A 24563-nucleotide genomic window follows, 5' to 3' on the forward strand; every position below is an offset into this window, starting at 1 on the left:
CCGGTAGGAGCGGCCCCCCGGCCGCGACGAAGTCACCCTCCGGGTGGGCAGTGACCAAAGCATGACCAGCTCCATCGGTCTGTCCCTGTCACCCCGAGATAGTACGATCACCCTGTCAGGAGCAGCGGCGCTGCGACTGCCCGCCGCGTCTGTTAGACTGGATTGCTCCTTCATGGGCGATGTGGCGAAAGGAGCAAGTGATGTCCCCTGAAGAGAAGGCGCGGCAGATCATCGAACAGCGCCTGGGCGAGGCCGGGTGGGTGATCCAGGATCTGAAGGCCATCAACCTGGGGGCGGCCCGCGGCTTGGCCGTGCGCGAGTATCCGACCGCGACCGGACCCGCGGACTATGTGCTGTTCATCGACCGCGAACCGGTCGGAATCCTCGAGGCCAAGCGTGCCGAGGCCGACGAACACCTGACGAGTGTCGAGGAACAGACGCTGCGCTATGCCGTGGCGGCGCTGAAGTGGCGCGGCGAGTCCCGCCCACTGCCGTTCCTGTTCGAGAGCACCGGGGCGATCACCCGCTTTACCGTGAAAGTCGCGCCGGGAGCGCGCTCCAATTCTCCCTCCCCTATTGGGGGAGGGCCGGGGAGGGGAACGGCCAAGGCGCCCGCCACTTTCATCGTTCGGGGTGGCGCGGGCGCCATGGCCGTTACCGACGCCCGCGACCCGGCCCTGCGTTCACGCGAGGTCTTTCACTTCTTCCGCCCCGAGCACCTGGCGCACTGGCTGACCGAACCCGATACGCTGCGCCGTCGCCTGGCGCACGCCTTGCCGCCCCTGCCCACGACTAACCTGCGTGAGTGCCAGATCGGTGCAGTCACCGGGCTTGAGTGCTCGCTGGCCCACAACCGTCCTCGCGCCTTGGCCCATATGGCGACCGGTTCCGGCAAGACCTTTGCCGCCATCACCGCCGTCTATCGCCTGCTCAAGTTCGCCGGTGCCGTGCGTCTGCTGTTCCTGGTGGATACGCGCAACCTGGGGAAGCAGGCCCATCAGGAGTTCATGGCCTATACCCCGCCGGACGATGCCCGCAAGTTCACCGAGCTCTACAACGTCCAGCGCCTCACCATCGAGACCTTCGATTTTATCATCATCAATGAATGTCACCGCTCCATCTATAACCTCTGGAAGCAGGTGCTCGACTATTTCGACGCCTTTCTCATCGGGCTCACTGCCACCCCGGACCAGCGCACCTTCGGCTTTTTCAACGAGAACATCGTCGCGGAGTACACCTATGAACCGTCGGTCGCCGACGGGGTGAATGTGGGCTACGGAGACCATGAAGAGCGCGGTGGAGTGTGAAACCGCTGGAGGTCCTGCTCTTCATGCGCGACGTGCGCTCGCGCGGCTATTATGAGCAAATGAAGGGGCGCGGGGTGCGCAGCCTGGATTGCAATGGACTCAAACGCGTCAGCAACAGCACCGACAGTGCCAAGACCCGCTTCGTCTTGATCCACGCGGTGGGCGTGGAGCGCTCCTGCAAGACCGACAGCCGGCCGCTGGAGCGCAAGCCCGGCATTGCGCTCAAAGACCTGTTGCAAGGGGTCGCGATCGGTCATCGCGATGATGATACCGTGCTCAGTCTGGCCAACCGCTTGGTCCGCCTGGCCAAGCAGTTGGACGACAAGGCCAAGGCGCGCGTCGAGAAGGTGTCCGGCGGCATTCGCCTGGCTGATCTTGGGAAGGGGTTGATCACGGCGCTGAATCCAGATCAGATTATCGAAGACGCACTGGCAACGGCTGAAGCACAGGGCATCACGCGCTCTGAAGAGACACTCACCGCCCCAGAGATCGCCGCTGCCCGTGCCGCCCGTGCCGCCCGTGCCGCGCGGGTCGCCGCGGCCTGTGCCCCTTTTGACAGTCCTGAGTTGCGCGAGGCCATCGACTCCGCCCGCCGTGAGCATGAGCAGTTGATCGATCACATCAATCTCGATCAGGTCACCTTCGCGGGCTACGGTGCTCAGGCCGAGAGCCAGGCGCAGAAGACCATCCAGCATTTCGGCGACTATATCGCCCAACACAAGGACGAGATCGCCGCCCTCTCCTTCTTCTATCAGCAACCCTATCAGCGCCGCCGGCTCACCTTTGACATGATCGAGGAACTGCATGAACACCTTGGCCGGCGGCCGCTGATGCTGACCACCGAACGGCTGTGGAGCGCCTATGCCCGGAATTATAGTCAAGGCATCCCGACGCGTAGGGCCGGGTTTGAAACCCGCCCCTACGGAGCGGCTGGACTGCATTCCGGGGAACGAGAAGCGGAGTCGGGCTAGTGAGTGAAGAGGGTGCATCGTGCGACGGTTGGGCCGTGTCGAGTCTCCAGATAATCGCCGCATCAGTCGGAGGGGGTACGCCGTCAAAGGCCAACGACGCCTACTGGGAGGACGGAACCATTCCATGGGTGTCGCCCAAGGACATGAAACAGTTTGTCGTGGTCGGCACCGAGGACCGGTTGACCGACGACGCGCTAGAATTGTTGTCGCTGGTGCCGACGCACAGCATTCTAGTCGTCGTGTGCTCCGGAATCTTATCAAGGACGCTGCCGGTGCCTCTGAACGCGATGCCCGTGACCATTAATCAAGACATGCGTGCCTTCGTCCCTGCACCCGGCATCAACGCGAAATTTTTCGCTTGGCAACTGGTGGCAAGGGAGCGCGAGATCCTGGGTAGGTGTTCAAAGCACGGAACGACTGTGGCGAGCATTGAGAGGCCTGCCCTTGCACGCTTTTCGCTGCAAGTTGCCCCGACCTTCGAGCAGGTGCGTATCGTCGAAAAGCTCGAAGAATTGTTCTCTGATCTGAACGCTGGTATAGCCGAGCTCAAGGCCGCGCAGAAAGAACTGGTGCGATACCGCCAGTCACTGCTCAAGGCGGCGGTTGACGGCACCCTGACTGCCGCATGGCGCGCGGTCCAGAGTCAACAGCCGGGCGAGCTGAAAGAGAGCGGTGCCCAGTTGCTCGAACGCATCCTCACCGAACGTCGTGCCCGCCGGGAGGTTAAGCAACTCGCGAAATTCACTGAACAAGGCAAGGCGTCGCCGAAGGGCTGGAACCAAAAGTAACGGGAGCCGAAGAAGCCGGAGGATGCCTATTTGCGGAACCTCCCGCAGTCCTGGGTTTGGGCCGCCGTGGAACAGCTCGGTGAGGTTCAAGTCGGCCGGCAGCGTTCGCCGAGTAAAATGAAGGGGGAATGTCCGGCGAAATATATACGTGCCGCGAACATTATTGAGGCGGGAATCGATTTTTCTGATGTTCTGGAAATGGATTTCACTGAAACCGAACGTGAGACCTTCCATTTGCGGTGCGGTGATGTCCTGCTCACTGAGGCGTCTGGGAGTGCGCAGCACGTCGGACGGCCGGTCATCTGGCCGAGCGTTGGTGGTTTATTTTGCTTTCAGAACACCGTCATTCGCTTTAGTCCGCGTGGCGTAACCTCGGAATTCGCGTTCTACGTTTTCTTGGCTGCTCAGAAATTGGGCCTTTTTCAACAACTCTCAGGGGGTGTCGGCGTCAATCATCTGAGTGCCGGAAAATTTTCGGGGTTCGCCGTTCCGCTGCCGCCAGTGGCAGAGCAGAAGGCTATCGTTGAGGCGTTGGAGTCCGGATTTGCTTTCTTGGACGGGCAATCTGCGGCCATTGCGCATTCGCTTAAACAATCCGCCGCCCAACGCCAAAACATCCTCGAGGCCGCCGTCTCCGGTCAACTGGTCCCGCAAGACCCCAATGATGAACCGGCGAGCGTGCTGCTGGAGCGCATTCGCGCCGAACGGGCCGCGGCGGGTGCCGGCAAAGCGAAGCGTGCGCGCAAGACGCAGCGGTTTCCATGAGGCGACAGGAGGTCGGGTGCAGCGGCTGGAGTGATGACCTAGTACCCGATTCCACCCTATTTCGCCTGTCGACCCCAACGGGGTCGAACATACCAGCCCAGGGCAACGCCCTGGGTGTGAGGTATATGAGGGGCCTAGCCCTGAAAGGGCGTGACAGACGGCTCTGCGTCGTTATGTCACGCCCTTTCAGGGCTAAGCTGAACACGATGCTATCCCAGGGCGTTGCCCTGGACTGATATGTCGCGCCCCTTCGGGGCTTGGGCTGGTCGCAAGACAAGGTGGAACGGCCTACCGGGCCACCGCCGAGATTGTCGCCACGCGGTGGCGACAATTGGGGCCTGAGTCTGGACGAGGGTTCTGGGCACAGAACCTCCGCTGCATGTTGCAGTTTGCTAAGGCCTTTCCGAACCAGGCGATTGGCGTATCGCTGGTGCGACATTTGAGCTGGAGGGGCTTGCGGGCTTGATCGTAACTCCCGGCGACGGGCTCGGGGCGCGCAGCGCCCAACACAGGCGTGACACCGCGCGAGCGGTGTCACGAGAGGCTGGATCGGCGCAGTTATGATCGACGCCGCGCGTCGTGGCACTGATCCGCCGCTCAGGGAATTGTCTCGACGCTGTCGAGACAATTGGCCAGAGGCTCGGTGTTCGGTCTGTCGCCGGGGGTGACGAAGAAAGTGCCACAGCCGGTAGCACAAAAGTGAGACGGACTTGCTGGCCCAGTGCTTCGGAGGCCTTACCTGGTCGCGCTGGGGTGAGTCAAGACCAATGAAAACGCACTGCCGACCAGTCTGAGGTCGAGGACCGGCAAGCCGCTGGAGGCCCAATAGCTGCGCCTGCTGCACCGGCTGGGCCAGGGGGAGGGGATGCTCGGCGCGATTTTCTTCAAGGCGCAGAACAAGATCCAGGACCCGGCTAAGCTCTCGCGGCTGGTGCAGCTGATCGACGCGGAGGACTGGATCAGCCTGGACGCCGACACCAAGGGTGATCTCTATGAGGGTCTGCTGCGGAGGAACGCGGAGGGTACCATGAGCGGTGCCGGCCGGTATTTCACGCTGCGGCCGCTGATCCAGGCGATGGTGGCGTGCTTGCGCCCGGAGCCGCTGCGGACCATTGCCGACCCGGCCTGTGGTACCGGCGGTTTCTTTCTGGGTGCCTATGCCCGGCTCACCCGTGGGGGGCAGACGCTGGACCGGCGGCAAAAGGAGTTCCTGCGGCGCGATGCTGCTGTTCGAGGGCAGCGCCGGCGAGCGTATCCGCCGCAAGCTGTTGGAGACTCAAGGACGGCGCGCTCGACAACCTGGACGACCTGCCGCCGCCGCAGGTCTTGCAGCAGGAGATCATCGAGCATCTGGAGGCCGCCTTGCTGGCGTTTCGCGACGTGGCCGCCGGGCTGGCCAAGTGATCACGAACGCTGGTGGATGCGGCGCGCATGAGCCATGTGCCCGGTCCCTGAGGCCGTGCGGCGCGCCTTATCCACCCTACGGCGGCGCCGGTTTCGTAGGGTGGATAAGCGTAGCGCATCCACCATCAGACTGCTGCTCGCCGGTAGGGCCGCGCCCGCGACCTGTGGTTAAATAGCCGGTCTGCGCGCCCGCCGCGATCGCCTCAGGCCGAGCCCAAGAAATCCATGACAGCCGACACCAACCGCCGCACCGCCCGGGTGGAGCGCAACACCCTGGAGACCCGCATCCGGGTCAGCCTGGACCTGGACGGGACCGGCCGGTCCAGCTTCCAGACGGGGCTGCCCTTCTTGGACCACATGCTGGACCAGGTGGCGCGTCACGGGCTGATCGACCTGGAGGTGGTGGCGGAGGGTGACCTGCACATCGACGCCCACCACACGGCGGAGGACCTGGGAATTACCCTGGGGCAGGCGCTGAGTCAGGCCCTGGGCGACAAGAAGGGCATCCGCCGTTACGGGCACGCCTATGTGCCGCTCGACGAGGCCCTGTCACGGGTGGTGATCGATCTGTCCGGGCGCCCGGGGCTGGAGTTCCACTGTGCCTTCACCCGCCCCCTGATCGGTGCCTTCGACGTCGACCTGTTCCGCGAGTTTTTCCAGGGCCTGGTCAACCATGCCGGGCTCACGCTGCACATCGACAACCTGCGCGGGGCCAACGCCCACCACCAGGCCGAGACCATCTTCAAGGCGTTCGGCCGGGCGCTTCGGATGGCGGTGGAGCCGGACGCGCGTATGGGCGGCATCCTGCCGTCCACCAAGGGCTCGCTGTAGGTTGGATATGGCGCGCGGCACGGTGCGGCGGCTTGCTCTGGTGCCCGCCCGCGCCTTATCCACCATCCCCATAGTCCCCTCCAATCACCTGTTTTACGAGGTACGCCTTCAGTGCTGCTGATTCCAGCCATCGATCTCAAGGACGGCCGCTGTGTGCGCCTGCGCCAGGGCCGCATGGAGGACGAGACCGTCTTCTCCGACGACCCGGTGGAGATGGCAGGGCGCTGGGTGGGGCAGGGCGCCCGCCGGCTGCACCTGGTGGATCTCAACGGCGCCTTCGCCGGTGAGCCGGTCAACGGCGCGGCCATCCGCGCCATCGCCGCCCGCTACCCGGACCTGCCGATCCAGGTCGGTGGCGGTATCCGCGACGAGGCGACCATCGCCGCTTACCTGGCGGCCGGGGTGAGCTTCTGCATCATCGGCACCCAGGCCGTGACCGAGCCCGCCTTCGTCGCGCGGGCCTGTCGCGCCTTCCCGGGTCACATCATCGTCGGGCTGGACGCCAAGGACGGTCAGGTCGCCATCAAAGGGTGGGCCGAGATCACCGAGCACCGTGTGGATGAACTGTCCAAGCGCTTCGAGGGCGACGGGGTCTCGGCCATCGTCTACACCGACATCGGGCGCGACGGCATGATGACCGGCCCCAATATCCCCGCCACCCGCGCGCTCGCCGCCGCGGTGGCGATCCCCATCATCGCCTCGGGCGGTATCACCAATCTGGACGACATCCGCGCCCTGGCCCAGGCCGCCCGGGTCGAGCACGCACCGGGCATCACCGGCGCCATCACCGGGCGTGCCATCTACGAGGGCACACTCGACTTCGCCGCCGGGCAGCGCCTGGCCGATCAACTGGCCGCCAACTAATCCATCAGGACCGACAACCATGACCGACACCACGAGCGACAACTGGCTCGACAGCATCAAGTGGGACGCGGACGGCCTGGTGCCGGCCATCGCGCAGGAGACCGGCACCGGTACCATCCTGATGATGGCCTGGATGAACCGCGAATCCCTCGCCCTGACGCGCGCCACCGGCCATGCCGTCTACTGGTCGCGTTCGCGCCGCAAGCTCTGGCACAAGGGCGAGGAGTCCGGCCACCAGCAGGTGGTGCGCGCGTTGCGCATCGACTGCGACGCGGACGTGGTCCTGATGGAGGTGGAGCAGAAGGGCGGCATCGCCTGCCACACCGGCCGCCACAATTGCTTCTTTCGGGAACTGGACGCGGCCGGCCACTGGGTTGAGGTTGCCCCGGTGCTCAAGGACCCGGACGCCATTTACCACAAGGTGTAGGGTCGGCCTCGATCGTTATTCAGGACACTCCGCGACGCGTTGCCGCAAGGACAGGTCTAGCCGGAGCGATGAGCAAGGCCGGCTCCATCATCGCGTTTGGCTAATCCTGGCCAGGACGGATTCGGGAGGCCAGCACGAGGCCGGACAGGTTAAACTGCCAAATCACGCCACTTGCCATTTGCCGCTGAATCACATGACCGATATCCTCGAACGCCTGGCCGACGTACTGGAGGCCCGCAAGCAGTCGGACCCTAGCTCTTCTTATGTCGCCGGGCTCTATGCCAAGGGGCTGGACTCAATCCTGAAGAAGATCGGGGAGGAGGCCACCGAGACGGTCATGGCGGGCAAGGACGGTGAGGCGGACAAGATCGTCTATGAGGTGGCTGACCTGTGGTTCCACAGCCTGGTGCTGCTGGCCCACCAGGGGCTGCGGCCGGCGCGGGTGCTTGCCGAACTGGACCGGCGCTTCGGTCTCTCCGGTCTGACCGAGAAGGCCGCGCGGGGCGGTGAGGATGAGTGATCCGGTGAGCGACACGCCGCCGGCGGCCGCGTCGGGCAATACCGGCAGGCAGCCAATTTAGAGTATCATCGCGGACCTTCGGCGGGACGGGCGCGACGCCCGGGACCGTTGGCCAATCAACCTCACTTCAGACCGCCCGCGAGCGGCAGCGGAGAAACCCATGGGCCTTGGTGGTTTGCACGTCTGGCACCTGTTGATCCTTCTGGTCGTCGTCGTGTTGGTGTTCGGCACCAAGAAATTGAAGAACGTCGGCCAAGACTTGGGCGATGCAGTCAAGAATTTTCGCAGCGCCATGGCGTCCGGTGACAAGGACAAGGGCGATGAGCCAGCCGAGCCCCGGCAGGTGACGCCGCAGCCGGCGCGGCCGGTGGTCGATTCACGCGGCGCACCGGCCAGGCCCACGGCGGGTGCGGCGACCGGTGCCGCGCGTGACCGGCAGGCCGATTGGCCGAACTCCTGATCCGGTGCGGCCTGCGGACCTCATCGTCGACGTTCTGATCCGGCTGACCTAGGGGCACGCCATGTTTGATATCGGCTTCTGGGAAATGGTGATGTGCGCGGTCGTGGCCTTGGTCGTGATCGGACCCAAGGACTTGCCGCGGGTGGCACGGATTGCCGGACTCTGGGTTGGGCGGGCGCGGCGCAGCCTGGCGGTCGTTAAGGATGAGATCGACCGGGAGCTCAGGGCCCAGGAACTGAAGGACATCCTGGCCAAGCAGACGCTGAACAACCCGGTCGAGCGCATACTTGAAGAGCCCCTCCTGGAGTCGCCCCCGGAGTTTGTGCATCCCGCCTCGGGGGTGGACCTGAGCCCTTCCCGGCCCGATGCGGGCGGCGGTAAGGGGTGAGCGCCGTCGCCTGCGGGTCGCTGCGCCACGCTCCCTTAACCTTGTCCCCGAAGACGCCAGACCCGCGAATGCGTCGGTGCTGATGTTGCGCATTGTTCGCGGACGAACCCGGGCACCCCGCCACCCCGCGGGCGGCCCCCAGACCAGCCCCGAGACCCGTCATGGCCCTGCCTACTGAGCCCGATGACCCGGGCGCCGAACAGCCCTTCATGTCCCATATCATCGAGCTGCGCGATCGGCTGATCTGGATGCTGATGGGCGTGGGCGTCGCCTTGGTGGTGACCTTCCCGTTTGCCAACGGCATCTATACCTATGTCGCCACGCCGCTGATTGCCAAGTTGCCGCAAGGCAGCCACATGATCGCCACCCAGGTGATCTCGCCCTTCATGGCGCCCTTCAAGCTGGCGCTGGTCGCGGCGGTGTTCCTGGCCATGCCGTGGTTGCTCTATCAACTCTGGGCCTTCGTCGCCCCCGGGCTCTATCGCCACGAGAAGCGCCTGGCGGTGCCGCTGCTGGCCTCCAGTGTCGTGCTCTTCTATGTGGGCATGGTCTTCGCTTACTACCTGGTGTTCCCGCTCATCTTCGGCTTCATGGCCGCGACCACCCCGGCTGGGGTCTCGATGATGACTGACATCACGGCCTACCTGGACTTCGTGCTGGCCCTGTTCTTCGCCTTCGGGGTGGCCTTCGAGGTTCCGGTCGCGACCATCCTGCTGGTTGCCATCGGCGTGACCACCCCCGAGGCCCTGGCAGCCAAGCGTCCGTACATCATTGTCGGGGCCTTCGTGGTCGGTATGGTGCTGACGCCGCCCGATGTCTTCTCCCAGACCATGCTGGCGATCCCGATGTGGTTGCTGTTTGAGCTCGGGCTCTTTTTCTCCCGCATCCTGGTGCGCGACCGGGCGGCCCGTGAGGCGGCAGAGACAACACCACCGCCTCCCGCGGGGGGGGGCGGTGGCGTACCACCGAGCGGCACCGGCGCGGGGCGTGCGCTGGCGCCTGGCGCTCCTGCCGGCGCTGGGGCCGCGCATTCCCTGCACGACGATGAGCACGAGTCCCATCTGGACCGTGTCGATGCCGAGCACTTGGCGCGCCGCGCGACGCCGGACCCGGTCGAGGACAAGATCCGCCGGGCGAACCAGTTGCTTGAATTGGAGAACCCATTCGCCGCCCGGCAGTTGCTCTACCAGGTCCTGGAGGAGGGCGACGCGCAGCAGCGCGTCGTGGCGCGCAACATACTCAACCAGATCGACAGTTAGCGCGGGGCGCCCGGGGCCACGAGTGGTCCCGATAGCTCATCGTAGCGTGTGCGATGTTACAGAGACCTCACGGATTGCTTTTCTCAATGGATGCTATCAGCTAGTATCAGTCAACCACTTCGGACTGAGCGCAACGTACTATGGCCTCCGGATCCCAGATCCATTACAAGCAGAATCGATTAAAGCAATTGCGGGCCTTCTGTCATGCCGCCCGCACCGGTAGCGTCAGCGCTGCCGCGGACAAGATCTTCCTCAGCCAGCCGACCGTCTCACTCCAGATCCAGGCCTTGGAGCGGGAGTTCGACACGGTGCTCTTTGAGCGGCGCGGACCCAAAATCCGCCTGACGCCCGAGGGCCAGCTCCTGTTCGAGATGGCCGCCCCACTGGTGGAGGGCATGGACCGGCTCCACGACGCCTTTGCCGTCCAGTGCGGGCGGGTCGATCAGGGGGCGCTCAACGTCGCCGCCGGTGAGTCGACCATCCTCTATATCCTGCCGGAGCCGATACGCAGCTTTGTCCAGCAGTACCCGGGGATCGAGTTGAAGCTGCACAATGCGACCGGGCGCGACGGGCTCGCCATGTTGCGCTCCGATGAGGTCGACATGGCCGTGGGCTCCATGCTGGAGGTCCCGGACGACATCAACTACCGGCCCTTCGTGACCTACAACCCGACCCTGATCACCCCGCTCGGCCACCCCCTGGCGGGGCGGGAGTCGGTCACCCTGGATGAGGTCGCGCCCTTCGAGATGATCCTGCCGCCGCGCCATCTGAGCACCTGGCGCATGGTGGACATGGTGTTCAAGCAGCACAACCTGGCCTACCGGGTCACCCTGGAGGCAGGTGGTTGGGAGGTCATCAAGAAGTATGTCGAGTTGGGCCTCGGTATCTCGATCGTCACCGACGTGTGTCTGACCGGGGACGAGAAGCTGGCCCGGGTGCCACTCAATCAGTATTTTCCCAAACGCAGCTACGGCATCGTGCAGCGGCGCGGCAAGTTCCTCTCCCCCCAGACCAAGGTCTTCATGAAGATCCTGGACAAGGCCTTTGCGGACCGGGTGGTGGAGCCCATGCCGCAACAGCCGGGCGAAAACGTGCAGTGGGATGATGCGATGCTTGGCTGATCTAATCCCGGCGCAGGGCGTCGGTGACAGGATGCCCAGCCAGATATAGGCCACCAGCAGCGATTGGCGGGCGGCCAGCGCGGCGGTGGCGAGGATCGCTCAATAGACTGTTGTCTAGGCGATCTTGGCGCCTTGGCGTGAGACTCGTGAGATATCCGGGCGAACGCGCCCGACACGCCAGGCTCTCGCGGTGAGTCCATTCACCGCAAGTGCCGCCGCGCGTAGGCTACTTGTAGGCGCCAACCCCGCAGAAGAAGCCTTCCTTGTTGGACATCACATAGCTGGTCTTGTCCTTGATCTCATCCGTGCCCGGGTACGGCCACTGGTAGTCCACCCAGCCCTCGCCGTCGGCCTTGACCTTCGCGATCATGTTCTTGAACAGGGTGTCGCCGTATTTGTTGAATTCGAGCAGGTTCTTGCCGACCAGCTCGGGCTTGACCGCGTGTGAGAGCATCACGCCGTTGAGATCCATACAGAAGACATAGAGGTCTTTCGGTTTGAAGTCGGCGGTGGCGAAGGCAGCGAAGGCCTTTTCCTTGCCCTGTGTGTTGACCGTCGCCTGGGCCTTTTGGGAAAGTGCCTTGGCCTCGTTGGGGGTGGCCGTATCCGCCGCCAAGGCGGGCACGGCGGCCAGCGCGCCGGCACCGGCGGCGATGGCGAGCGCGATCAGGGTCTTTTTCATTCGTGTCTCCTCGTTTTGATGGTGGTGATGAGGTGCCCTGACGATAGCCTAAGCCGGGCCGCCGCGCCAGACCTGAGGGTTTCACGGCCGGCCGGCGCTCGCTCATGCGCGAGCCCTGTGAGGGGCTTGACGCCAGGGTGGATTTGTGTAACTTCGCCGCCGAAATAGGACGCGGGCAGGCGTCGATTGTCTCTTCTGGGGTCGGCGAGTGATTTACTCAACTATTAAAGAAATTAATATTTACTGTCCGGTTCGGCCATGTTAAATTTCATCCATCTGTCTGCGTCAATCTTGACTATAACAGATGGTCATCGCAGCCGCGGCGGTTGGCTTGCGTTTGCTGTGTGGCGGAGTCCTCAGCCAGCAAACGTCCAGCCTCGGCTTGGTGGGCGACGTCAGTCGGCCCCGCAATTACGGCAACAACGAATCTAAGCACTCTGGAGGACCTTCAATGGGCTTATCCCTTTCCTATCTTGAGCGAGCGTGTTTCAGGCCGCGGTCGGTACTCAAGGCCGCGGCCGCACTCGCGCTCTTTTTGCCGACCGTCAGCCAGGCGCTCCCGATCTTTGCCAGACAGACCGGCTTCAATTGCGTGGCCTGTCATGCCGGCGGCCAGTTTCCGGAATTGACTGCCACGGGTCGCATGTTCAAGCTGACCGGCTATACGACGGGCAAACGCGTCGCCATCCCATTGGCGATCTCGGGGCAAGCCAACTATACCAAGACCCAGAGTGCCACCAATGCGAATAGTCTGAACCGCGGGGTCGACTTCCCTAAGGACGGGGCGGTGATCTTTCAGATGGCCAGCATCTTCGCCGGCGGCAAGATACTCGACAATCTGGGACTGTTCGCTCAAGGCACCTACAACTTCTACGATCATGTGAATAAGAAAGGGACCTGGGTCGGGCGCTTCACCATCGACAATGTCGACCTGCGCTTGGCCGATCGCATCGTCAGTCCGAACCAGGATTTTATCTACGGTCTGAGCTTAAACAATAATCCGACCGTCGAGGACCCCTGGAATAGCACCTCGGCCTGGGGCTATCCCGCGATTTCCAGTACCATGGCCGTCGTGGCGCCCGTCAGCCCTTTGCTCAACGGTGCGCTCACGCAGCAGGTGGCGGGGCTGGCAGGCTACGGCTATTGGAAGCAGACCGTCTATGCCGCAGTCGGTGCCTATACCGCCGCCACCAACGGCCCACTCTCGGTCCTGACTCAGGGTGTCTCTAAGCTCAACCGTGCCAAAATTGCCGGGACCGCCCCCTACTGGCGGCTTGCGTTGACCCATGCCTCCGGGCCGCACGATTTCATGCTCGGTACCTTCGGGATGCTGGCCAATGTTTATCCCGACCCGATGAACCAACATGGGCCAACCGCTGCCTATCGTGACATCGGTATCGACGGTCAGTATCAATATATCCTCGACCCGCATACCATCACCGTGCAGTTCAATTATACCACCGAGAGCCGGCGCTGGGATTCCAATACGTGGAACGCTTGGGTCGCCGCGCCGGACCCCACCGTGGTGTCGCATCGCTCCGCTCGCTTCAATCAGCTCAACCTGAAGGGTACCTATGCCTTTGATGCCGGCAAATTGGGCACCTACGGCGTGAACCTTGCCTATTTTCAGGGTGATGGACAGCGTGACGTCAACTGGGGTCTGGGCGGCTTCTTCGATCCCGTCACCAACACCAATTCGGCCACGCCGATCACCGGCTCGCGGACCAACGATCCGGGTAATCGGGGTTGGATTGCCGAGGTGTTCTGGAAGCCGGTCCAGTATATACGTCTGGGCGTTCAATATTGGAACTACAACCGCTTTAACGGTGCCTCCAATAATTATGACGGCAATGGGCGCCGGGCATCAGACAATAACACGATATTTGCCTACCTGTGGGGTATCTATTGATGGCCGGGCGGATATTGAGGCCGAATCGTTCATGCCTGGGCTCGATACTACCGGAGATGTCTATGAAGCCCGTCCTCTTGGTTATCTCGGCGGTTGCCGTGGCGGCATCCGTGGGTTGTGTGAATCTCAAACGCTCGCGTGACTTGGGTAATCCTAACATTCCAGTCAATGTTACGGTCGCCCAGGTCTGCTCGAATTGCCACGGGATGGACGGTAACTCCAAGTCGCCGAATTTCCCCCGCCTCGCCGGGCAAAAGAAGGACTATCTAGTCACGCAGATGCTGAATTTCCAGAACCATGCCCGTATGGATCAGGCGGCCCGTGACTATATGTGGGGGGTGGTCGGTTACTCGGACCGTAAATTGGACCGCCTTTGGGGTGTGACCGACAAGACCTGGTGGGGTAAGGCGTTAGGGGTCAACAACAGCGGTCTCACCAAGGACCAGATCGATGGCCTGGCTGAGTACTTCAGTGCGCAGGAGGTCAAGAAGTCGTCGCAACTCCCGGACTTCCAGGAGCTGTTCATGAGCCAGGCCAAGCGGACTCAACGGCTCGCTGCGGGCAAAGAGATTTTTGAAAAGGGGATTCCAGGGAAAGCAGTTCCGCCCTGTAGTGTGTGTCACGCCCCGGATGGTCATGGCCTCGCCGCGTTTCCGCGTACGGCCAGCCAGCACAGTGCGTATATAGAAAAGCAGCTCGCCGTGTTCAAGGAAAATGTCGGCCGGCCGCATACGCCGATGGAGCAAGTCGCCCGCGACCTCTCGACCGCTGAGATGCGCGACGTTGCGCTTTATCTGGAAAGCCTGCCGTAGCCGGCTGGACACCAGAGCAGGGTTCACTGGTCGCGGTCTGCGTGTGGCAGCCGCGGCCTTTTTTCACAATGCGACGCAACTTCACCCGAGGACGCATCGATGAATAACTATTTGGCCGCCGCGGCCATGGCCAGCGCTTTGACCGTTCCGGCAGTATCTGCCGAGACCTATACCATTGACCCCGGGTATACCGTCCCATCCTTTGAAATCCAGCATATGGCGACGACCACCTTGCATGGTCAATTCAAAAAAACCGAGGGTAAGATCTTCCTCGATTCGGCGCATCACAAGGGCTCGGTTGACGCGACCATCTACACCGACTCGCTGGATATGAGCTCGGAGGCCTGGACCGCCCATATGAAGGAGGAGGAGTTGTTCAACGTGGCGAAGTATCCGGTCGCGACCTTCCACTCCGACAATTTGGTGTTCAGCGGTGGTACGCCGGTCGCGGCCAAGGGGGATCTAACGATCGTCGGCATGACGGTGCCGACCACCGTAAAGATCACGGGTTTTCGCTGCGACAAGCAGCGGTGTCTCGCTAACGTGACGACCACGCTGCAGCGCTCCAGTTTCGGCATGACCAAATATACCGAGGAAGTCAGCGACGAAATCAACGTGCAAATACCGGTCGCGGCAGTCAGGAACTGACGCCCTGACGGTGGCGGCGGTGAGGCGCGTTAGACCCTTGCGCGCAGCGCCCCGGTTCTTGTGCGACCGCTGCTGAGATTGGGCAAGTATTCCCTGTAGGTTGGGCTGAGGAACGAAGCCCAACGTGCGACCGAATGAAAGGCGCTGAAATGTTGGGGTTCGTTCCTCACCCCAACCTACAGGATTGCTGCTTTTCCTGGGTCGGAGCGAATACTTGCCCAGTCTCTGCTGCGGTGGCACGGCGGTGTCAGGCGCTTTGCGCCCCGGGGGACGGCGGCGTCCGGCTGGGCCTGCCGGCCCGCCGCCTAATTGGTGCCGGGTAGTAGCCTGATGTAGGCGACTACATCAACCGTTTGACGCTCGTCGAGGATTCCGCTCCAGGCGGGCATCTTGGCCTTGCCGGTTTGCACGCTATTGAACAGCTCCTGGTTGGTGCGGCGCTTGATGTTGGCACTGCCGTGGTCAGCCGGTGCGATGCCCAGCAGCGCGCCCAGGAAGCCATCGCCACGTCCGCTCGCGCCGTGACACGACACGCAATACTGCGTATAGAGACGTTCGCCCTCCGTGGGATTGCCCACGATCGGTTCAGGCGAGCGGACCAAGAAGCGGATATAGCCGACGACGTCGCTGATCTGCTGGTCCGAGTAATGGTCTTTCCACTTGGGCATGCCCTTTAGATGACCGGCGTCGCCCTTGATCTCTTGTGCCAGCTCCAGGTCCGATTTCTCATTGAGCTGTGAGCGGCGTTCCACGAAATCGGCCGGACGCATTCCCAGCTTTTGGCCGAGCGAGCCGTCGCCCCGGCCCGCTTTGCCGTGGCAGAGTACACAGCTGCTCTGATAGACCTCCCATCCCTCCAGCCCCTTGTCCCCATTGGCTGCGGACGCCGTACCGTACGCGAGTATGCCCAGGCCCAGGACGATGTGGCTAAGCCTGGTTATTTTCGTAATATTCACTCTCAAAAAACACCTGCCGGTTGCTTCGCCGTCATTCAATTATAGCATACGCTCATGTTTAGCATAGACAGGCGCCGGCCTTGATCATCGTTCCGGTCAGCGGCGGTTCGGCCGCAACCGGAGGTCGAGGCTTTAGCCGGTGGCGGTCTCCGATAGATCCAAGAGACATCAGCGTCGTTTGCGCGCCGAACCGGCTAAAGCCTCGACCTCCTGTGTGCTTGTGGCCGCAACGACGATCACGGCCGGTGGGTTTCTACCAAGCTCGGCCGCGGCACCGGTGCCAACACCGGCCGCGCGTCACCGAACCACTGGATCAGTGGGGAGTCACCGGGCGGCCACTGGCCCTTGAGCCGGTTATCCGGGGCCGCACCGGCAAATACCAGATAGCCATATTTGCCGTAATGGGGCAGCTTGCGGGCGAGTCCGGGCAGGGCGGTCGGGTCGTCGGTGGCCAGCAGGCCCAGCGGCGAGCCGTCCCGCACGCGGGTGAGGGCCAGGCTCGCATCGGCACCAAGGGCGACCGGCGTCCCGGCGATGGCCAGTGTGCGCGCGGCCGGGTCCAGGCTGAAGCCCGCGGCACCGGCCGCGAAGTCATGGATGAAGCGGTTCTCCCAGCCCAGCACCCACACCGCCCGGTCCGCCGGCAGGGCTGGCTGGTCTTGATCCAGCGCGACCCGCCACTGCGGGTGACCGCCCTGCCAGGCCGTGGCCAAGGCGCGATAGGCGCTGAGCAGCGCGGGTTGCGCCGCGCCCGGCAGCAGAATCAGGCCCTGTTCGGCACCGAAGAGTCCGCCGAGCGCGACCGGTGATTCACCCGGCTCCAGGGTGCGAAAGCAATCGAATTCGGGGTCCACTGCCAGGCGCACCGGCGCCGTCGGCACGTCGATGGCGAAGCGTCCCTCGCGCCCTGTCAGTTCCACCAGGGTGCGCTGCGGCGGCCCCTCCACCTGGTGGACCACCACCGGCACCGTGAGCGGGAAGGGCGCCTCGCGCTGGGTCTGCAGGACCCGCCCGCTGACCTGATACGCGCCGGTTTGGGTCCGGTCGGACCGTACCGCGGTCAGGGCGAGCCGCGCCGCCCCGGTGCGCGTGGTCCAGGTCGTGAAATAGTCCTTGAGGTCGCGCCCGCTGGTCGCCTCGAAGGCGCGGCGCAGGTCCGCGTAGCCGGCGGCGCGCAAGCGGTTGTCGGCATAGAAGCGTTTGAGTCCCTGGACAAAGGCCGCGTCGCCCAGTTGCACGCGCAGGCCGTGGAACAGCATGGCCGACTTACCGTAGCCGATCGCCTGGCTGGCCTCGCCATGGCGGGCGCGAAACGCCGTGAGTGGGAAGTCCGCCTCGCTGTGCACAAAGTCCGCGTAGGTCTGCAGGGCGTCGCGGCGGTAGGCGGCCCCCTGACCCTCGCGCTCCTTCATCAGATGGTCCGCCAGATAGGTGGTCAGGCCCTCGCTCCAGTTGCCGGTGCGCTCTTCGACGAAGACGCCATTGCCCCACCAATTGTGTAGGACCTCATGGGGGTAGGAGGTGTCGATGATGAAGGGCAGGCGGATCACCGCCGGGCCCAGCAGGGTGAAGGAGGGCATGCCGTAGCCGCTCTCCCAGAAGTTCTCGACCAAGGCGAACTTGGCGTAGGCGTAAGGGCCGATCAACCGGCTGTAGAGGTCCAGGTACTCGCGGGTCGCCGCGAGATAACGGGCGGCCAAGGGTTCATTGGGTGCGCGCAGCCACACCTGGGCCCGTTCATCCTGGTCGCGATAGAGCGTGAAGGGGGCGGCGACCAGATAGATGTCGTCCTGGGGCTGGGTCTCGGTCCAGGCGGAACCAGCGAACCCCTGGCGGTCCGGTCCGGCCCCCTGCGAGATGGCATTCCACCCCGGGGGAGCCGTGATCCGCAGGTCAAAGCGTTGCAGGGTGCCGGGGACCCGCGGGTACCAGCCGCTGGCGCCGTCCAGGAAGACCCCGTCCGGACCGATGGTGCCGACGCTCTCCTGGCGTTCCCGACCCATACCCTCGCGTACTGCCACCAAGCCATGGCGGATCGTCCCGCCATAGGCCAGGGTGACCGTGCCTTTCGCGGCGGGTGCCAGGCGTAGCCGCAGGGTCGTCAGGTGCTCGTCCTGCGCCTGGGGCTCCACCGGCTCCAGGGTGGCATCCGCGGAGAGGACCCGCGGTGCCAGGCCGTCATGCAGCACCAGATCGACCGCGTCCAGCCCCGGGGGCAGGGTCAGGCGATCGGTCACGGTCAGGGTCCCGGCCGCGGGGTCGAGCGTGATCTCCATGGCGTGGTCCACGACCGGCGTCTCGGCGGGGAGCGCACGCGGCTGGAACAGGGCCAGGGGGAGCGCGGCAAACAGGGCCAGAACGGGGGCGGGCGGCAGAAATGCGTGCATGGTGGTGGGTCCGAGGGTGATGCGTGCGGTGGCGTTGGCGATGGTCCGCGACATTGGGCCATAATCGGGCACCTGTGACTATGACCGCCTTGTCATCGAAATAATGAGGCCCGGCGCGGGCCAATACTAGCGAGGATTGCCGTGGCCTCTGACCGATGCATGCTCCCTACCGCCCTGGCCGTCTGTCTGGGGCTGCTGTCCGCGACGCTGCCTGGGGCCGGCGCGTGCGCCGACACGCCTGCCGACACGCCTGCCGGGCCGCCCCCAGTGCCGCCCGAGGCGCCGCCCGTCGATACCTCGACCCGTGTTTTGGACACCCGCGCACTCACCGACCTGGAGCACCTGCTGGACACCATTGCGGAGCGCCGGGTAGTGTTCGTCGGCGAGCATCATGACCGGTACCAGGACCACTTGAACCAGCTGCGGGTGATCGAGGGTCTGCACCGGCGGGGCAAGCAGCTCGCCATCGGCATGGAGTTTTTCCAACAGCCCTATCAGGCGGCGCTCAACGCCTATATCGCCGGTGAGATCGACGAGGCGCAGATGTTACGCCAGACCCACTATTTCGACCGCTGGCGCTTCGACTACCGTCTCTACCGGCCCATCCTGCGCTTCGCCCGGGAGCACCGGATCCCGGTGATCGCCCTGAACCTGGAGTCCGAACTGACGCGGCGCGTGGCGGAGCTCGGCGCCGCGGGCCTGACCCCGGCGGAGCGCGCGCGTCTGCCGGCTGCCATCGACCGCAGCGACCCGGCCTACGCGGCGCGGATCAAGGCGGTCTTCGACCAGCACCCCATGCCGGACCAACGCTCGTTCGAGCGCTTCGTGGAGGTCCAGTTGCTCTGGGACGAGGGCATGGCCGAGCGCGCCGCCCGCTATCTCACCGCGAACCCCCAAACGACCCTGGTGGTCCTGGCCGGTGCCGGTCATATCGAGTACGGCCAAGGCATCCCCAAGCGCCTGGTGCGCCGGGTGCCGGTGTCCGCCGTCACCCTGCTCAATGCGGGTGATGGTGAGCTGGACCCGGCGGTGGCGGACTATCTGCTCTTCACGCGGCCGGTCGAGTTGCCGGCGGCCGGCCTGCTCGGTGTCCAACTGGGGGAGCCGGGCGGCCAAGCCGGTGCGCCGGTCGAGGGCTTCGGGCCGGGCAGCGGGGCCGAGGCCGCGGGGCTTGTCGTGGGCGACCGGATCGTGCGTGTCGGTGATCAGCAGGTCTCGGGTTATGCCGACATCCGCATCGCGCTGCTGGACCGCGGGCCGGGTCAGCGCGTCCCAGTCGAGGTGCGGCGCAAGCGCCTCGATGGCAGCGGGGATGCGTCCGTGACCTTCGAGGTTGAGCTTCACTAGCGAGCGTTCTTTACGACATTTTTCTCCGCCATGGTCTAGCCTTTCCGGCAATCCAACATGCCGGTGACCATCCATGGACCTGGCCTTCCTTGCCCTGATAGTTCTCTGTTTTGCGCTGACCGTCGGTCTGGCCTTGGGCTGCGAACGCCTGGGGGCGCGCCGATGAACGCCCTCTATCTGGCGAGCGGTCTGCTGGCGGTTGCGCTTCTGGTCTATTTGCTGATCGCGCTGCTATGGGCGGAGGATCTGTGATGACTAACCATGCCTGGTCGCTTCTCGGACTCTATCTGGTCCTGCTGCTGCTGAGCGTGTGGCCACTGGGGCGCTATATCGCCGCGGTGATGGAGGGGCGGGTGCGGTGGCTCCGAGCACTGGAGCGGGCGATCTACCGTCTGTGCGCCGTCGACCCCGGGCAGGAGCAAGGCTGGCTCCAGTACGCACTGTCGGTCCTGGTGTTCAGTTGCTTGGGTACACTTGCGCTCTACGCCGTGCAGCGCCTCCAGGTCCGGCTGCCGCTCAATCCGGAGCACTTGGCGAATGTCAGTCCGGATTCGGCCTTGAACACGGCCATCTCCTTCGTGACCAACACCAACTGGCAAGGGTATGCGGGGGAGTCGACCATGGGCTATCTCACGCAGATGCTGGGTCTGACAGTGCAGAATTTCCTGTCTGCCGCCGTTGGCATCGCGGTCGCCATGGCGCTGATCCGGGGCTTCACCCGCCATGGTGCTTTGAGCATCGGCAACGCCTGGGTCGACCTGACCCGGGTTACCCTCTATGTGCTCTTGCCCCTGTCTCTGGCTTTCGCCTTGGTGTTGGCTGGGCAGGGCGTCATCCAGAACCTCGCGCCCTATCAGGCGGTGCAAGCCCTGGAGGCGGGTGCCCAGCCGGTGCCCTCGACCCAAACCCTGGCGATGGGACCAGTCGCCTCCCAAGAGGCGATCAAGATGGTGGGGACCAACGGCGGCGGGTTCTTCAATGCCAATTCGGCTCATCCTTTCGAGAACCCGACGCCGCTCACCAATCTGTTGCAGATGCTTGCCATCTTCCTGATACCCGCGGCCCTGACCGCGACTTTGGGACACTTGACCGGGGACGCTCGCCAGGGCTGGGCCCTGCTGGCGGCCATGGCGATCCCCTTCGTGGCGGCGGCGGTGCTCGCCATCAGCGCCGAGCAACAGGGCAATCCGATCCTGACCGGTGCCGGCGCGGATCTCAACATCGGCGTCGCGCATGACAGCCAGCCCGGGGGCAACATGGAGGGTAAGGAGGCCCGCTTCGGCATCGCCGATTCGGCCCTGTTCGCGACCATCACCACGGCCGCTTCCTGCGGGGCGGTGAATGCTATGCATGACTCATTCACCCCGCTCGGCGGCCTAGTGCCGCTGGTGCTGATCCAGTTGGGCGAGGTGGTCTTCGGGGGTGTGGGCTCCGGGCTCTATGGGCTGTTGCTGTTTGCCATCCTGGCGGTCTTCGTGGCCGGGCTCATGATCGGGCGCACCCCGGAGTATCTGGGCAAGAAGATCGGCCCCTTCGAGATGAAGATGACCGCCATCGCGGTGTTGGTCACGCCCTTACTGGCCTTGGTCGGCACCGCTATCGCCCTGATGACGGATGCCGGGCGGGCGGGGATCAGCAACCCCGGACCCCAAGGGTTCACCGAGGTGCTCTATGCCTTCTCCTCCGCCGCGAACAACAACGGCAGCGCCTTCGCCGGGCTCTCGGCCAATACTCCCTTCTATAACGTGCTGTTGGGCGTCATCATGTGGTTCGGCCGTTTTGGGGTGATCGTCCCCGTGCTGGCTATCGCCGGGGCACTGGCCGCCAAGCAACGCATTCCCGTCACGGCCGGCACCCTGCCTACGCATGGACCGCTGTTCGTGGGGCTGCTGATCGGCACCGTCTTGCTGGTGGGGCTCCTGAACTATGTCCCGGGTCTGGCCCTGGGACCGGTGGTGGAACACCTGTTGCTTTGGACCGGCTCCTTCGGAGGTGCCCAATGACCCGCGCGACCCGCGCCCTGTTTGATCGCCACCTGTTGGGCCCGGCCCTGATCGGCGCGCTGGCGAAACTCGACCCCCGCGCCCAGTGGCGCAACCCGGTGATGTTCGTCGTCTATGTCGGCAGCCTGCTGACCACGGCGTTATGGGTGCGCGCGCTGTGGGGCGGGGGCGGTGGGTCCGCCATGGAGGCCCCCGGCTTCATCCTCGCCATCGCTGCCTGGCTGTGGTTTACGGTGCTGTTCGCCAACCTCGCCGAGGCCCTGGCCGAGGGGCGCAGCCGCGCCCAGGCGGCGACCCTGCGCGCCGGCAAGCGGACCCTGGTGGCCAAGCGCCTGCGCGCGCCCAGCTACGGCGCGCCGATCGAAACCGTACCCGGCAGCGAGTTGCGCAAGGGCGACTGCGTGCTGGTGGAGGCGGGCGATACGATCCCGGCCGACGGTGAGGTGATCGAGGGGGTCGCCGCGGTCAACGAGTCCGCCATCACCGGCGAGTCCGCCCCCGTCATCCGTGAGTCCGGCGGGGATTTTTCGGCTGTCACCGGTGGGACCACGGTCCTCTCTGACTGGCTGGTGATCCGGGTGTCGGTGAATCCGGGCGAGGCGTTCTTAGACCGCATGATCGCCATGGTGGAGGGCGCCCGGCGGCAGAAGACCCCTAACGAGATCGCGCTGACCATCCTGCTGGTGGCCCTCACCATCGTCTTTCTGTGCGTCACCGTCACCCTGCTGCCCTTCTCGTTGTTCGGCGTGGACCTGATGCCGGCCGGGACCGGGGCGCAACCGGTGTCCGTCACCGTCCTGGTCGCCTTGCTGGTGTGCCTGATCCCAACCACCATCGCCGGCCTGCTCTCCGCCATCGGGGTGGCGGGCATGAGCCGCCTGTTACAGGCCAATGTGATCGCCACCTCCGGGCGCGCGGTGGAGGCCGCTGGGGACGTGGACGTGCTGCTGCTGGACAAGACCGGGACCATCACCCTGGGCAACCGTCAGGCCGCCGCCTTCTGCCCGGCCCCGGGCGTGACGGAGGCCCAGTTGGCGGACGCCGCCCAACTCGCGTCGCTCGCGGACGAGACGCCGGAAGGCCGCAGTATCACCGTCCTGGCCAAGGAGCGTTTCAACCTGCGCGGACGGTCGCTCCAACCACTGGATGCTCATTTCATCGCGTTCTCCGCCCAGACGCGCATGAGCGGGGTGGATCTCAGCGGCCCCGGCGGGGAGCGGCGGGTGATCCGCAAGGGTGCGGCGGATGCCATCGCGCAGCATGTGCAGTCCCTGGGCGGGACCTTCCCCGCAGAGGTCCGCAGCCAGATCGACGAGGTGGCGCGCCGCGGCAGTACCCCGCTGGTGGTGTCTGATGGCGCGCTGGTGCTGGGGGCGGTCGAGCTCAAGGACATCGTCAAGGGCGGGATCAAGGAGCGGTTCGCCGAGCTGCGGCGGATGGGGATCAAGACCATCATGATCACCGGCGACAACCGCCTCACCGCCGCCGCCATCGCGGCCGAGGCGGGGGTCGACGACTTTCTGGCGGAGGCCACCCCGGAGCACAAGCTGCGCCTGATCCGCAAACACCAGGCCGAGGGCCGGCTGGTGGCCATGACCGGCGACGGCACCAACGACGCCCCGGCCCTGGCCCAGGCCGACGTGGCGGTGGCCATGAACAGCGGCACCCAGGCGGCCAAGGAGGCCGGCAACATGGTGGATCTGGACTCCAACCCGACCAAGCTGATCGAGATCGTGGAGATCGGCAAACAACTGCTGATGACCCGCGGCGCGCTGACCACTTTCAGTCTGGCCAATGACATTGCCAAGTATTTCGCGATCATCCCGGCGGCCTTCGTTTCCACCTATCCGGTCTTGGGGGCGCTGAATGTCATGGGGCTTGCAAGTCCGAGTTCGGCCATCCTCTCGGCCGTGATCTTCAACGCCATTATCATCTGCTTCCTCATTCCGCTGGCGCTCAAGGGTGTGCGCTATCGGCCGCAGGGGGCCGCGTCGCTGCTGCGCCGCAATTTGGGCGTCTATGGGCTCGGGGGGCTGGTCGTGCCCTTTGTGGGGATCAAGGTGATCGATCTGGGGCTGGGGCTAACCGGGCTCTTATAGAAGGTGACATAGATGAACGCACTTGAGCCCATAACGCTATCGCGCCTGCTGCGTCCAGCGGCGACCCTGTTGCTGATTCTGACTGTGCTGACCGGGATCGCCTATCCCTTCCTGGTCACCGGCCTCGCCCAATTGGCCTTTCCCGATCAGGCCAACGGCAGCCTGATTCGGCGTGACGGGCGGCCGGTGGGGTCCGCGCTGATCGGTCAGGCGTTCACCGGCCCCGGCTATTTCTGGGGCCGACCCTCGGCCACCGCACCCACGCCCTACAACGCGGCCGCGTCCGGTGGGTCCAACCTGGGTCCCCGCAATCCGGCCCTGCGCGCGGCGGTCGCGGCGCGCGTGGCGGCCCTGCGCGCGGCCGATCCCGGTAATACCGCACCGGTGCCGGTGGACCTGGTGACCGCCTCCGGGAGCGGGCTCGATCCCCACATCAGCCCCGCCGCCGCCGAGTATCAGGTGGCACGGGTCGCGCGGGTGCGGGGGCTTGAGCCGGCGCGCCTGCGCGCACTGGTGGTGCAACACACCCAGAGGCGCCAGTTTGGTATGCTCGGTGAGCCGCGGGTGTCCGTGCTGCAATTGAACCTCGGACTCGATGCCCTGCGCTGAAGAGGT

General features: G+C 64.6%; 24 protein-coding genes. 21 read left to right on the forward strand and 3 right to left on the reverse strand.

All coding sequences use genetic code 11. The annotated features are described in order from the left end of the window. The first annotated feature begins 200 nt into the window (after positions 1 to 200). From QZY44_RS33570 to QZY44_RS33630, 13 genes are all read left to right on the forward strand, one after another. Positions 201 to 1307, forward strand: coding sequence for a DEAD/DEAH box helicase family protein (locus QZY44_RS33570; protein ID WP_295458083.1), 1107 nt, complete (start codon positions 201 to 203; stop codon positions 1305 to 1307). Further along, positions 1304 to 2278: a type I restriction-modification enzyme R subunit C-terminal domain-containing protein gene (locus QZY44_RS33575; RefSeq protein ID WP_295458085.1), complete on the forward strand. Its 975-nt coding sequence runs from the start codon at positions 1304 to 1306 to the stop codon at positions 2276 to 2278. Before QZY44_RS33570 ends, QZY44_RS33575 begins: the two co-directional genes overlap by 4 nt. Next, a complete protein-coding gene (locus tag QZY44_RS33580) occupies positions 2278 to 3066 on the forward strand; it encodes a restriction endonuclease subunit S (protein WP_295458088.1) in 789 nt (262 codons plus the stop codon). The genes QZY44_RS33575 and QZY44_RS33580 overlap by 1 nt, the downstream gene beginning before the upstream one ends. A 66-nt stretch (positions 3067 to 3132) precedes the next feature. After that, complete coding sequence (locus QZY44_RS33585; protein ID WP_295458091.1) at positions 3133 to 3831, forward strand: restriction endonuclease subunit S; 699 nt, start codon at positions 3133 to 3135, stop codon at positions 3829 to 3831. A gap of 865 nt (positions 3832 to 4696) precedes the next feature. Next, positions 4697 to 5266, forward strand: a complete 570-nt coding sequence (locus QZY44_RS33590) for an N-6 DNA methylase (protein WP_295458095.1) — start codon at positions 4697 to 4699, stop codon at positions 5264 to 5266. 194 nt (positions 5267 to 5460) lie between these two features. Beyond that, positions 5461 to 6066 carry an imidazoleglycerol-phosphate dehydratase HisB gene (gene hisB / locus QZY44_RS33595; RefSeq protein ID WP_295458099.1) on the forward strand — a complete coding sequence of 202 codons (606 nt, stop codon included), beginning with the start codon at positions 5461 to 5463 and terminating at the stop codon, positions 6064 to 6066. A 111-nt stretch (positions 6067 to 6177) separates the two neighbouring features. Continuing rightward, complete coding sequence (gene hisA / locus QZY44_RS33600; RefSeq protein ID WP_295458102.1) at positions 6178 to 6930, forward strand: 1-(5-phosphoribosyl)-5-[(5-phosphoribosylamino)methylideneamino]imidazole-4-carboxamide isomerase; 753 nt, start codon at positions 6178 to 6180, stop codon at positions 6928 to 6930. A gap of 19 nt (positions 6931 to 6949) precedes the next feature. Next, positions 6950 to 7357 carry a phosphoribosyl-AMP cyclohydrolase gene (hisI, locus tag QZY44_RS33605; RefSeq protein ID WP_295458105.1) on the forward strand — a complete coding sequence of 136 codons (408 nt, stop codon included), beginning with the start codon at positions 6950 to 6952 and terminating at the stop codon, positions 7355 to 7357. A 193-nt stretch (positions 7358 to 7550) separates the two neighbouring features. Beyond that, entirely contained in the window at positions 7551 to 7877 is a 327-nt protein-coding gene (locus QZY44_RS33610) for a phosphoribosyl-ATP diphosphatase (protein ID WP_295458107.1), read from the forward strand. 160 nt (positions 7878 to 8037) lie between these two features. Continuing rightward, complete coding sequence (tatA, locus tag QZY44_RS33615; RefSeq protein ID WP_295458110.1) at positions 8038 to 8337, forward strand: twin-arginine translocase TatA/TatE family subunit; 300 nt, start codon at positions 8038 to 8040, stop codon at positions 8335 to 8337. Between the two features lie 61 nt (positions 8338 to 8398). Further along, complete coding sequence (gene tatB, locus QZY44_RS33620) at positions 8399 to 8725, forward strand: Sec-independent protein translocase protein TatB (protein ID WP_295458113.1); 327 nt, start codon at positions 8399 to 8401, stop codon at positions 8723 to 8725. Between the two features lie 161 nt (positions 8726 to 8886). Next, positions 8887 to 9984 carry a twin-arginine translocase subunit TatC gene (gene tatC, locus QZY44_RS33625; RefSeq protein WP_295458115.1) on the forward strand — a complete coding sequence of 366 codons (1098 nt, stop codon included), beginning with the start codon at positions 8887 to 8889 and terminating at the stop codon, positions 9982 to 9984. 140 nt (positions 9985 to 10124) lie between these two features. Continuing rightward, positions 10125 to 11105, forward strand: coding sequence for a LysR family transcriptional regulator (locus tag QZY44_RS33630; RefSeq protein ID WP_295458119.1), 981 nt, complete (start codon positions 10125 to 10127; stop codon positions 11103 to 11105). Between the two features lie 226 nt (positions 11106 to 11331). Here QZY44_RS33630 and QZY44_RS33635 read toward each other — a convergent pair whose 3' ends face one another. Beyond that, positions 11332 to 11787 (reverse strand): cache domain-containing protein, encoded by a 456-nt coding sequence (locus QZY44_RS33635; protein ID WP_295458122.1) that lies wholly within the window; start codon positions 11785 to 11787, stop codon positions 11332 to 11334. 451 nt (positions 11788 to 12238) lie between these two features. Here QZY44_RS33635 and QZY44_RS33640 point away from each other — a divergent pair, with 451 nt between their 5' ends. The 3 genes from QZY44_RS33640 to QZY44_RS33650 all read left to right on the forward strand — a co-directional run bounded on the left by QZY44_RS33640 (position 12239) and on the right by QZY44_RS33650 (position 15156). After that, positions 12239 to 13696, forward strand: a complete 1458-nt coding sequence (locus QZY44_RS33640) for a hypothetical protein (RefSeq protein ID WP_295458125.1) — start codon at positions 12239 to 12241, stop codon at positions 13694 to 13696. A 62-nt stretch (positions 13697 to 13758) separates the two neighbouring features. After that, the gene (locus QZY44_RS33645; RefSeq protein ID WP_295458127.1) at positions 13759 to 14508 is read left to right on the forward strand and encodes a c-type cytochrome; all 750 of its coding nucleotides are present in this window, start codon (positions 13759 to 13761) and stop codon (positions 14506 to 14508) included. A 99-nt stretch (positions 14509 to 14607) separates the two neighbouring features. Further along, on the forward strand, positions 14608 to 15156 hold the full coding sequence (locus tag QZY44_RS33650; protein ID WP_295458131.1) for a YceI family protein: 549 nt from the start codon (positions 14608 to 14610) through the stop codon (positions 15154 to 15156). Positions 15157 to 15461: 305 nt separating this feature from the next. Here the strand turns inward: QZY44_RS33650 and QZY44_RS33655 are convergent, their stop codons facing one another. Beyond that, a complete protein-coding gene (locus tag QZY44_RS33655) occupies positions 15462 to 16112 on the reverse strand; it encodes a c-type cytochrome (RefSeq protein WP_295458133.1) in 651 nt (216 codons plus the stop codon). Between the two features lie 236 nt (positions 16113 to 16348). Next, positions 16349 to 18553 (reverse strand): M1 family aminopeptidase, encoded by a 2205-nt coding sequence (locus QZY44_RS33660; protein ID WP_295458136.1) that lies wholly within the window; start codon positions 18551 to 18553, stop codon positions 16349 to 16351. Between the two features lie 105 nt (positions 18554 to 18658). Between QZY44_RS33660 and QZY44_RS33665 the strand changes: the two genes are divergently transcribed. The 5 genes from QZY44_RS33665 (at position 18659) to kdpC (ending at position 24557) form a co-directional block, all read left to right on the forward strand. Beyond that, a complete protein-coding gene (locus QZY44_RS33665) occupies positions 18659 to 19846 on the forward strand; it encodes a ChaN family lipoprotein (RefSeq protein ID WP_295458140.1) in 1188 nt (395 codons plus the stop codon). Between the two features lie 162 nt (positions 19847 to 20008). Continuing rightward, on the forward strand, positions 20009 to 20098 hold the full coding sequence (kdpF, locus tag QZY44_RS33670; RefSeq protein WP_295458143.1) for a K(+)-transporting ATPase subunit F: 90 nt from the start codon (positions 20009 to 20011) through the stop codon (positions 20096 to 20098). Beyond that, a complete protein-coding gene (gene kdpA, locus QZY44_RS33675; protein WP_295458146.1) occupies positions 20098 to 21849 on the forward strand; it encodes a potassium-transporting ATPase subunit KdpA in 1752 nt (583 codons plus the stop codon). The genes kdpF and kdpA overlap by 1 nt, the downstream gene beginning before the upstream one ends. After that, the gene (gene kdpB / locus QZY44_RS33680; protein ID WP_295458149.1) at positions 21846 to 23948 is read left to right on the forward strand and encodes a potassium-transporting ATPase subunit KdpB; all 2103 of its coding nucleotides are present in this window, start codon (positions 21846 to 21848) and stop codon (positions 23946 to 23948) included. Before kdpA ends, kdpB begins: the two co-directional genes overlap by 4 nt. Positions 23949 to 23960: 12 nt before the next feature. Further along, on the forward strand, positions 23961 to 24557 hold the full coding sequence (gene kdpC / locus QZY44_RS33685; protein WP_295458152.1) for a potassium-transporting ATPase subunit KdpC: 597 nt from the start codon (positions 23961 to 23963) through the stop codon (positions 24555 to 24557). Positions 24558 to 24563: the final 6 nt, after the last annotated feature.

Origin of the sequence: uncultured Thiodictyon sp., from assembly GCA_903837595.1 — a bacterium.
Classification (GTDB): Bacteria; Pseudomonadota; Gammaproteobacteria; order Chromatiales; family Chromatiaceae; genus Thiodictyon.

Excerpts from the sequence above, each read along its gene's own strand:
- QZY44_RS33570 (WP_295458083.1), top strand. The coding sequence starts at position 201 with ATGTCCCCTGAAGAGAAGGCGCGGCAGATCATCGAACAGCGCCTGGGC.
- QZY44_RS33590 (WP_295458095.1), top strand. The coding sequence starts at position 4,697 with ATGCTCGGCGCGATTTTCTTCAAGGCGCAGAACAAGATCCAGGACCCG.
- hisB (WP_295458099.1), top strand. The coding sequence starts at position 5,461 with ATGACAGCCGACACCAACCGCCGCACCGCCCGGGTGGAGCGCAACACC.
- hisI (WP_295458105.1), top strand. The coding sequence starts at position 6,950 with ATGACCGACACCACGAGCGACAACTGGCTCGACAGCATCAAGTGGGAC.
- QZY44_RS33610 (WP_295458107.1), top strand. The coding sequence starts at position 7,551 with ATGACCGATATCCTCGAACGCCTGGCCGACGTACTGGAGGCCCGCAAG.
- tatA (WP_295458110.1), top strand. The coding sequence starts at position 8,038 with ATGGGCCTTGGTGGTTTGCACGTCTGGCACCTGTTGATCCTTCTGGTC.
- tatB (WP_295458113.1), top strand. The coding sequence starts at position 8,399 with ATGTTTGATATCGGCTTCTGGGAAATGGTGATGTGCGCGGTCGTGGCC.
- tatC (WP_295458115.1), top strand. The coding sequence starts at position 8,887 with ATGGCCCTGCCTACTGAGCCCGATGACCCGGGCGCCGAACAGCCCTTC.
- QZY44_RS33630 (WP_295458119.1), top strand. The coding sequence starts at position 10,125 with ATGGCCTCCGGATCCCAGATCCATTACAAGCAGAATCGATTAAAGCAA.
- QZY44_RS33635 (WP_295458122.1), bottom strand. The coding sequence starts at position 11,787 with ATGAAAAAGACCCTGATCGCGCTCGCCATCGCCGCCGGTGCCGGCGCG.
- QZY44_RS33640 (WP_295458125.1), top strand. The coding sequence starts at position 12,239 with ATGGGCTTATCCCTTTCCTATCTTGAGCGAGCGTGTTTCAGGCCGCGG.
- QZY44_RS33645 (WP_295458127.1), top strand. The coding sequence starts at position 13,759 with ATGAAGCCCGTCCTCTTGGTTATCTCGGCGGTTGCCGTGGCGGCATCC.
- QZY44_RS33650 (WP_295458131.1), top strand. The coding sequence starts at position 14,608 with ATGAATAACTATTTGGCCGCCGCGGCCATGGCCAGCGCTTTGACCGTT.
- QZY44_RS33660 (WP_295458136.1), bottom strand. The coding sequence starts at position 18,553 with ATGTCGCGGACCATCGCCAACGCCACCGCACGCATCACCCTCGGACCC.
- QZY44_RS33665 (WP_295458140.1), top strand. The coding sequence starts at position 18,659 with ATGCTCCCTACCGCCCTGGCCGTCTGTCTGGGGCTGCTGTCCGCGACG.
- kdpF (WP_295458143.1), top strand. The coding sequence starts at position 20,009 with ATGAACGCCCTCTATCTGGCGAGCGGTCTGCTGGCGGTTGCGCTTCTG.
- kdpA (WP_295458146.1), top strand. The coding sequence starts at position 20,098 with ATGACTAACCATGCCTGGTCGCTTCTCGGACTCTATCTGGTCCTGCTG.
- kdpB (WP_295458149.1), top strand. The coding sequence starts at position 21,846 with ATGACCCGCGCGACCCGCGCCCTGTTTGATCGCCACCTGTTGGGCCCG.
- kdpC (WP_295458152.1), top strand. The coding sequence starts at position 23,961 with ATGAACGCACTTGAGCCCATAACGCTATCGCGCCTGCTGCGTCCAGCG.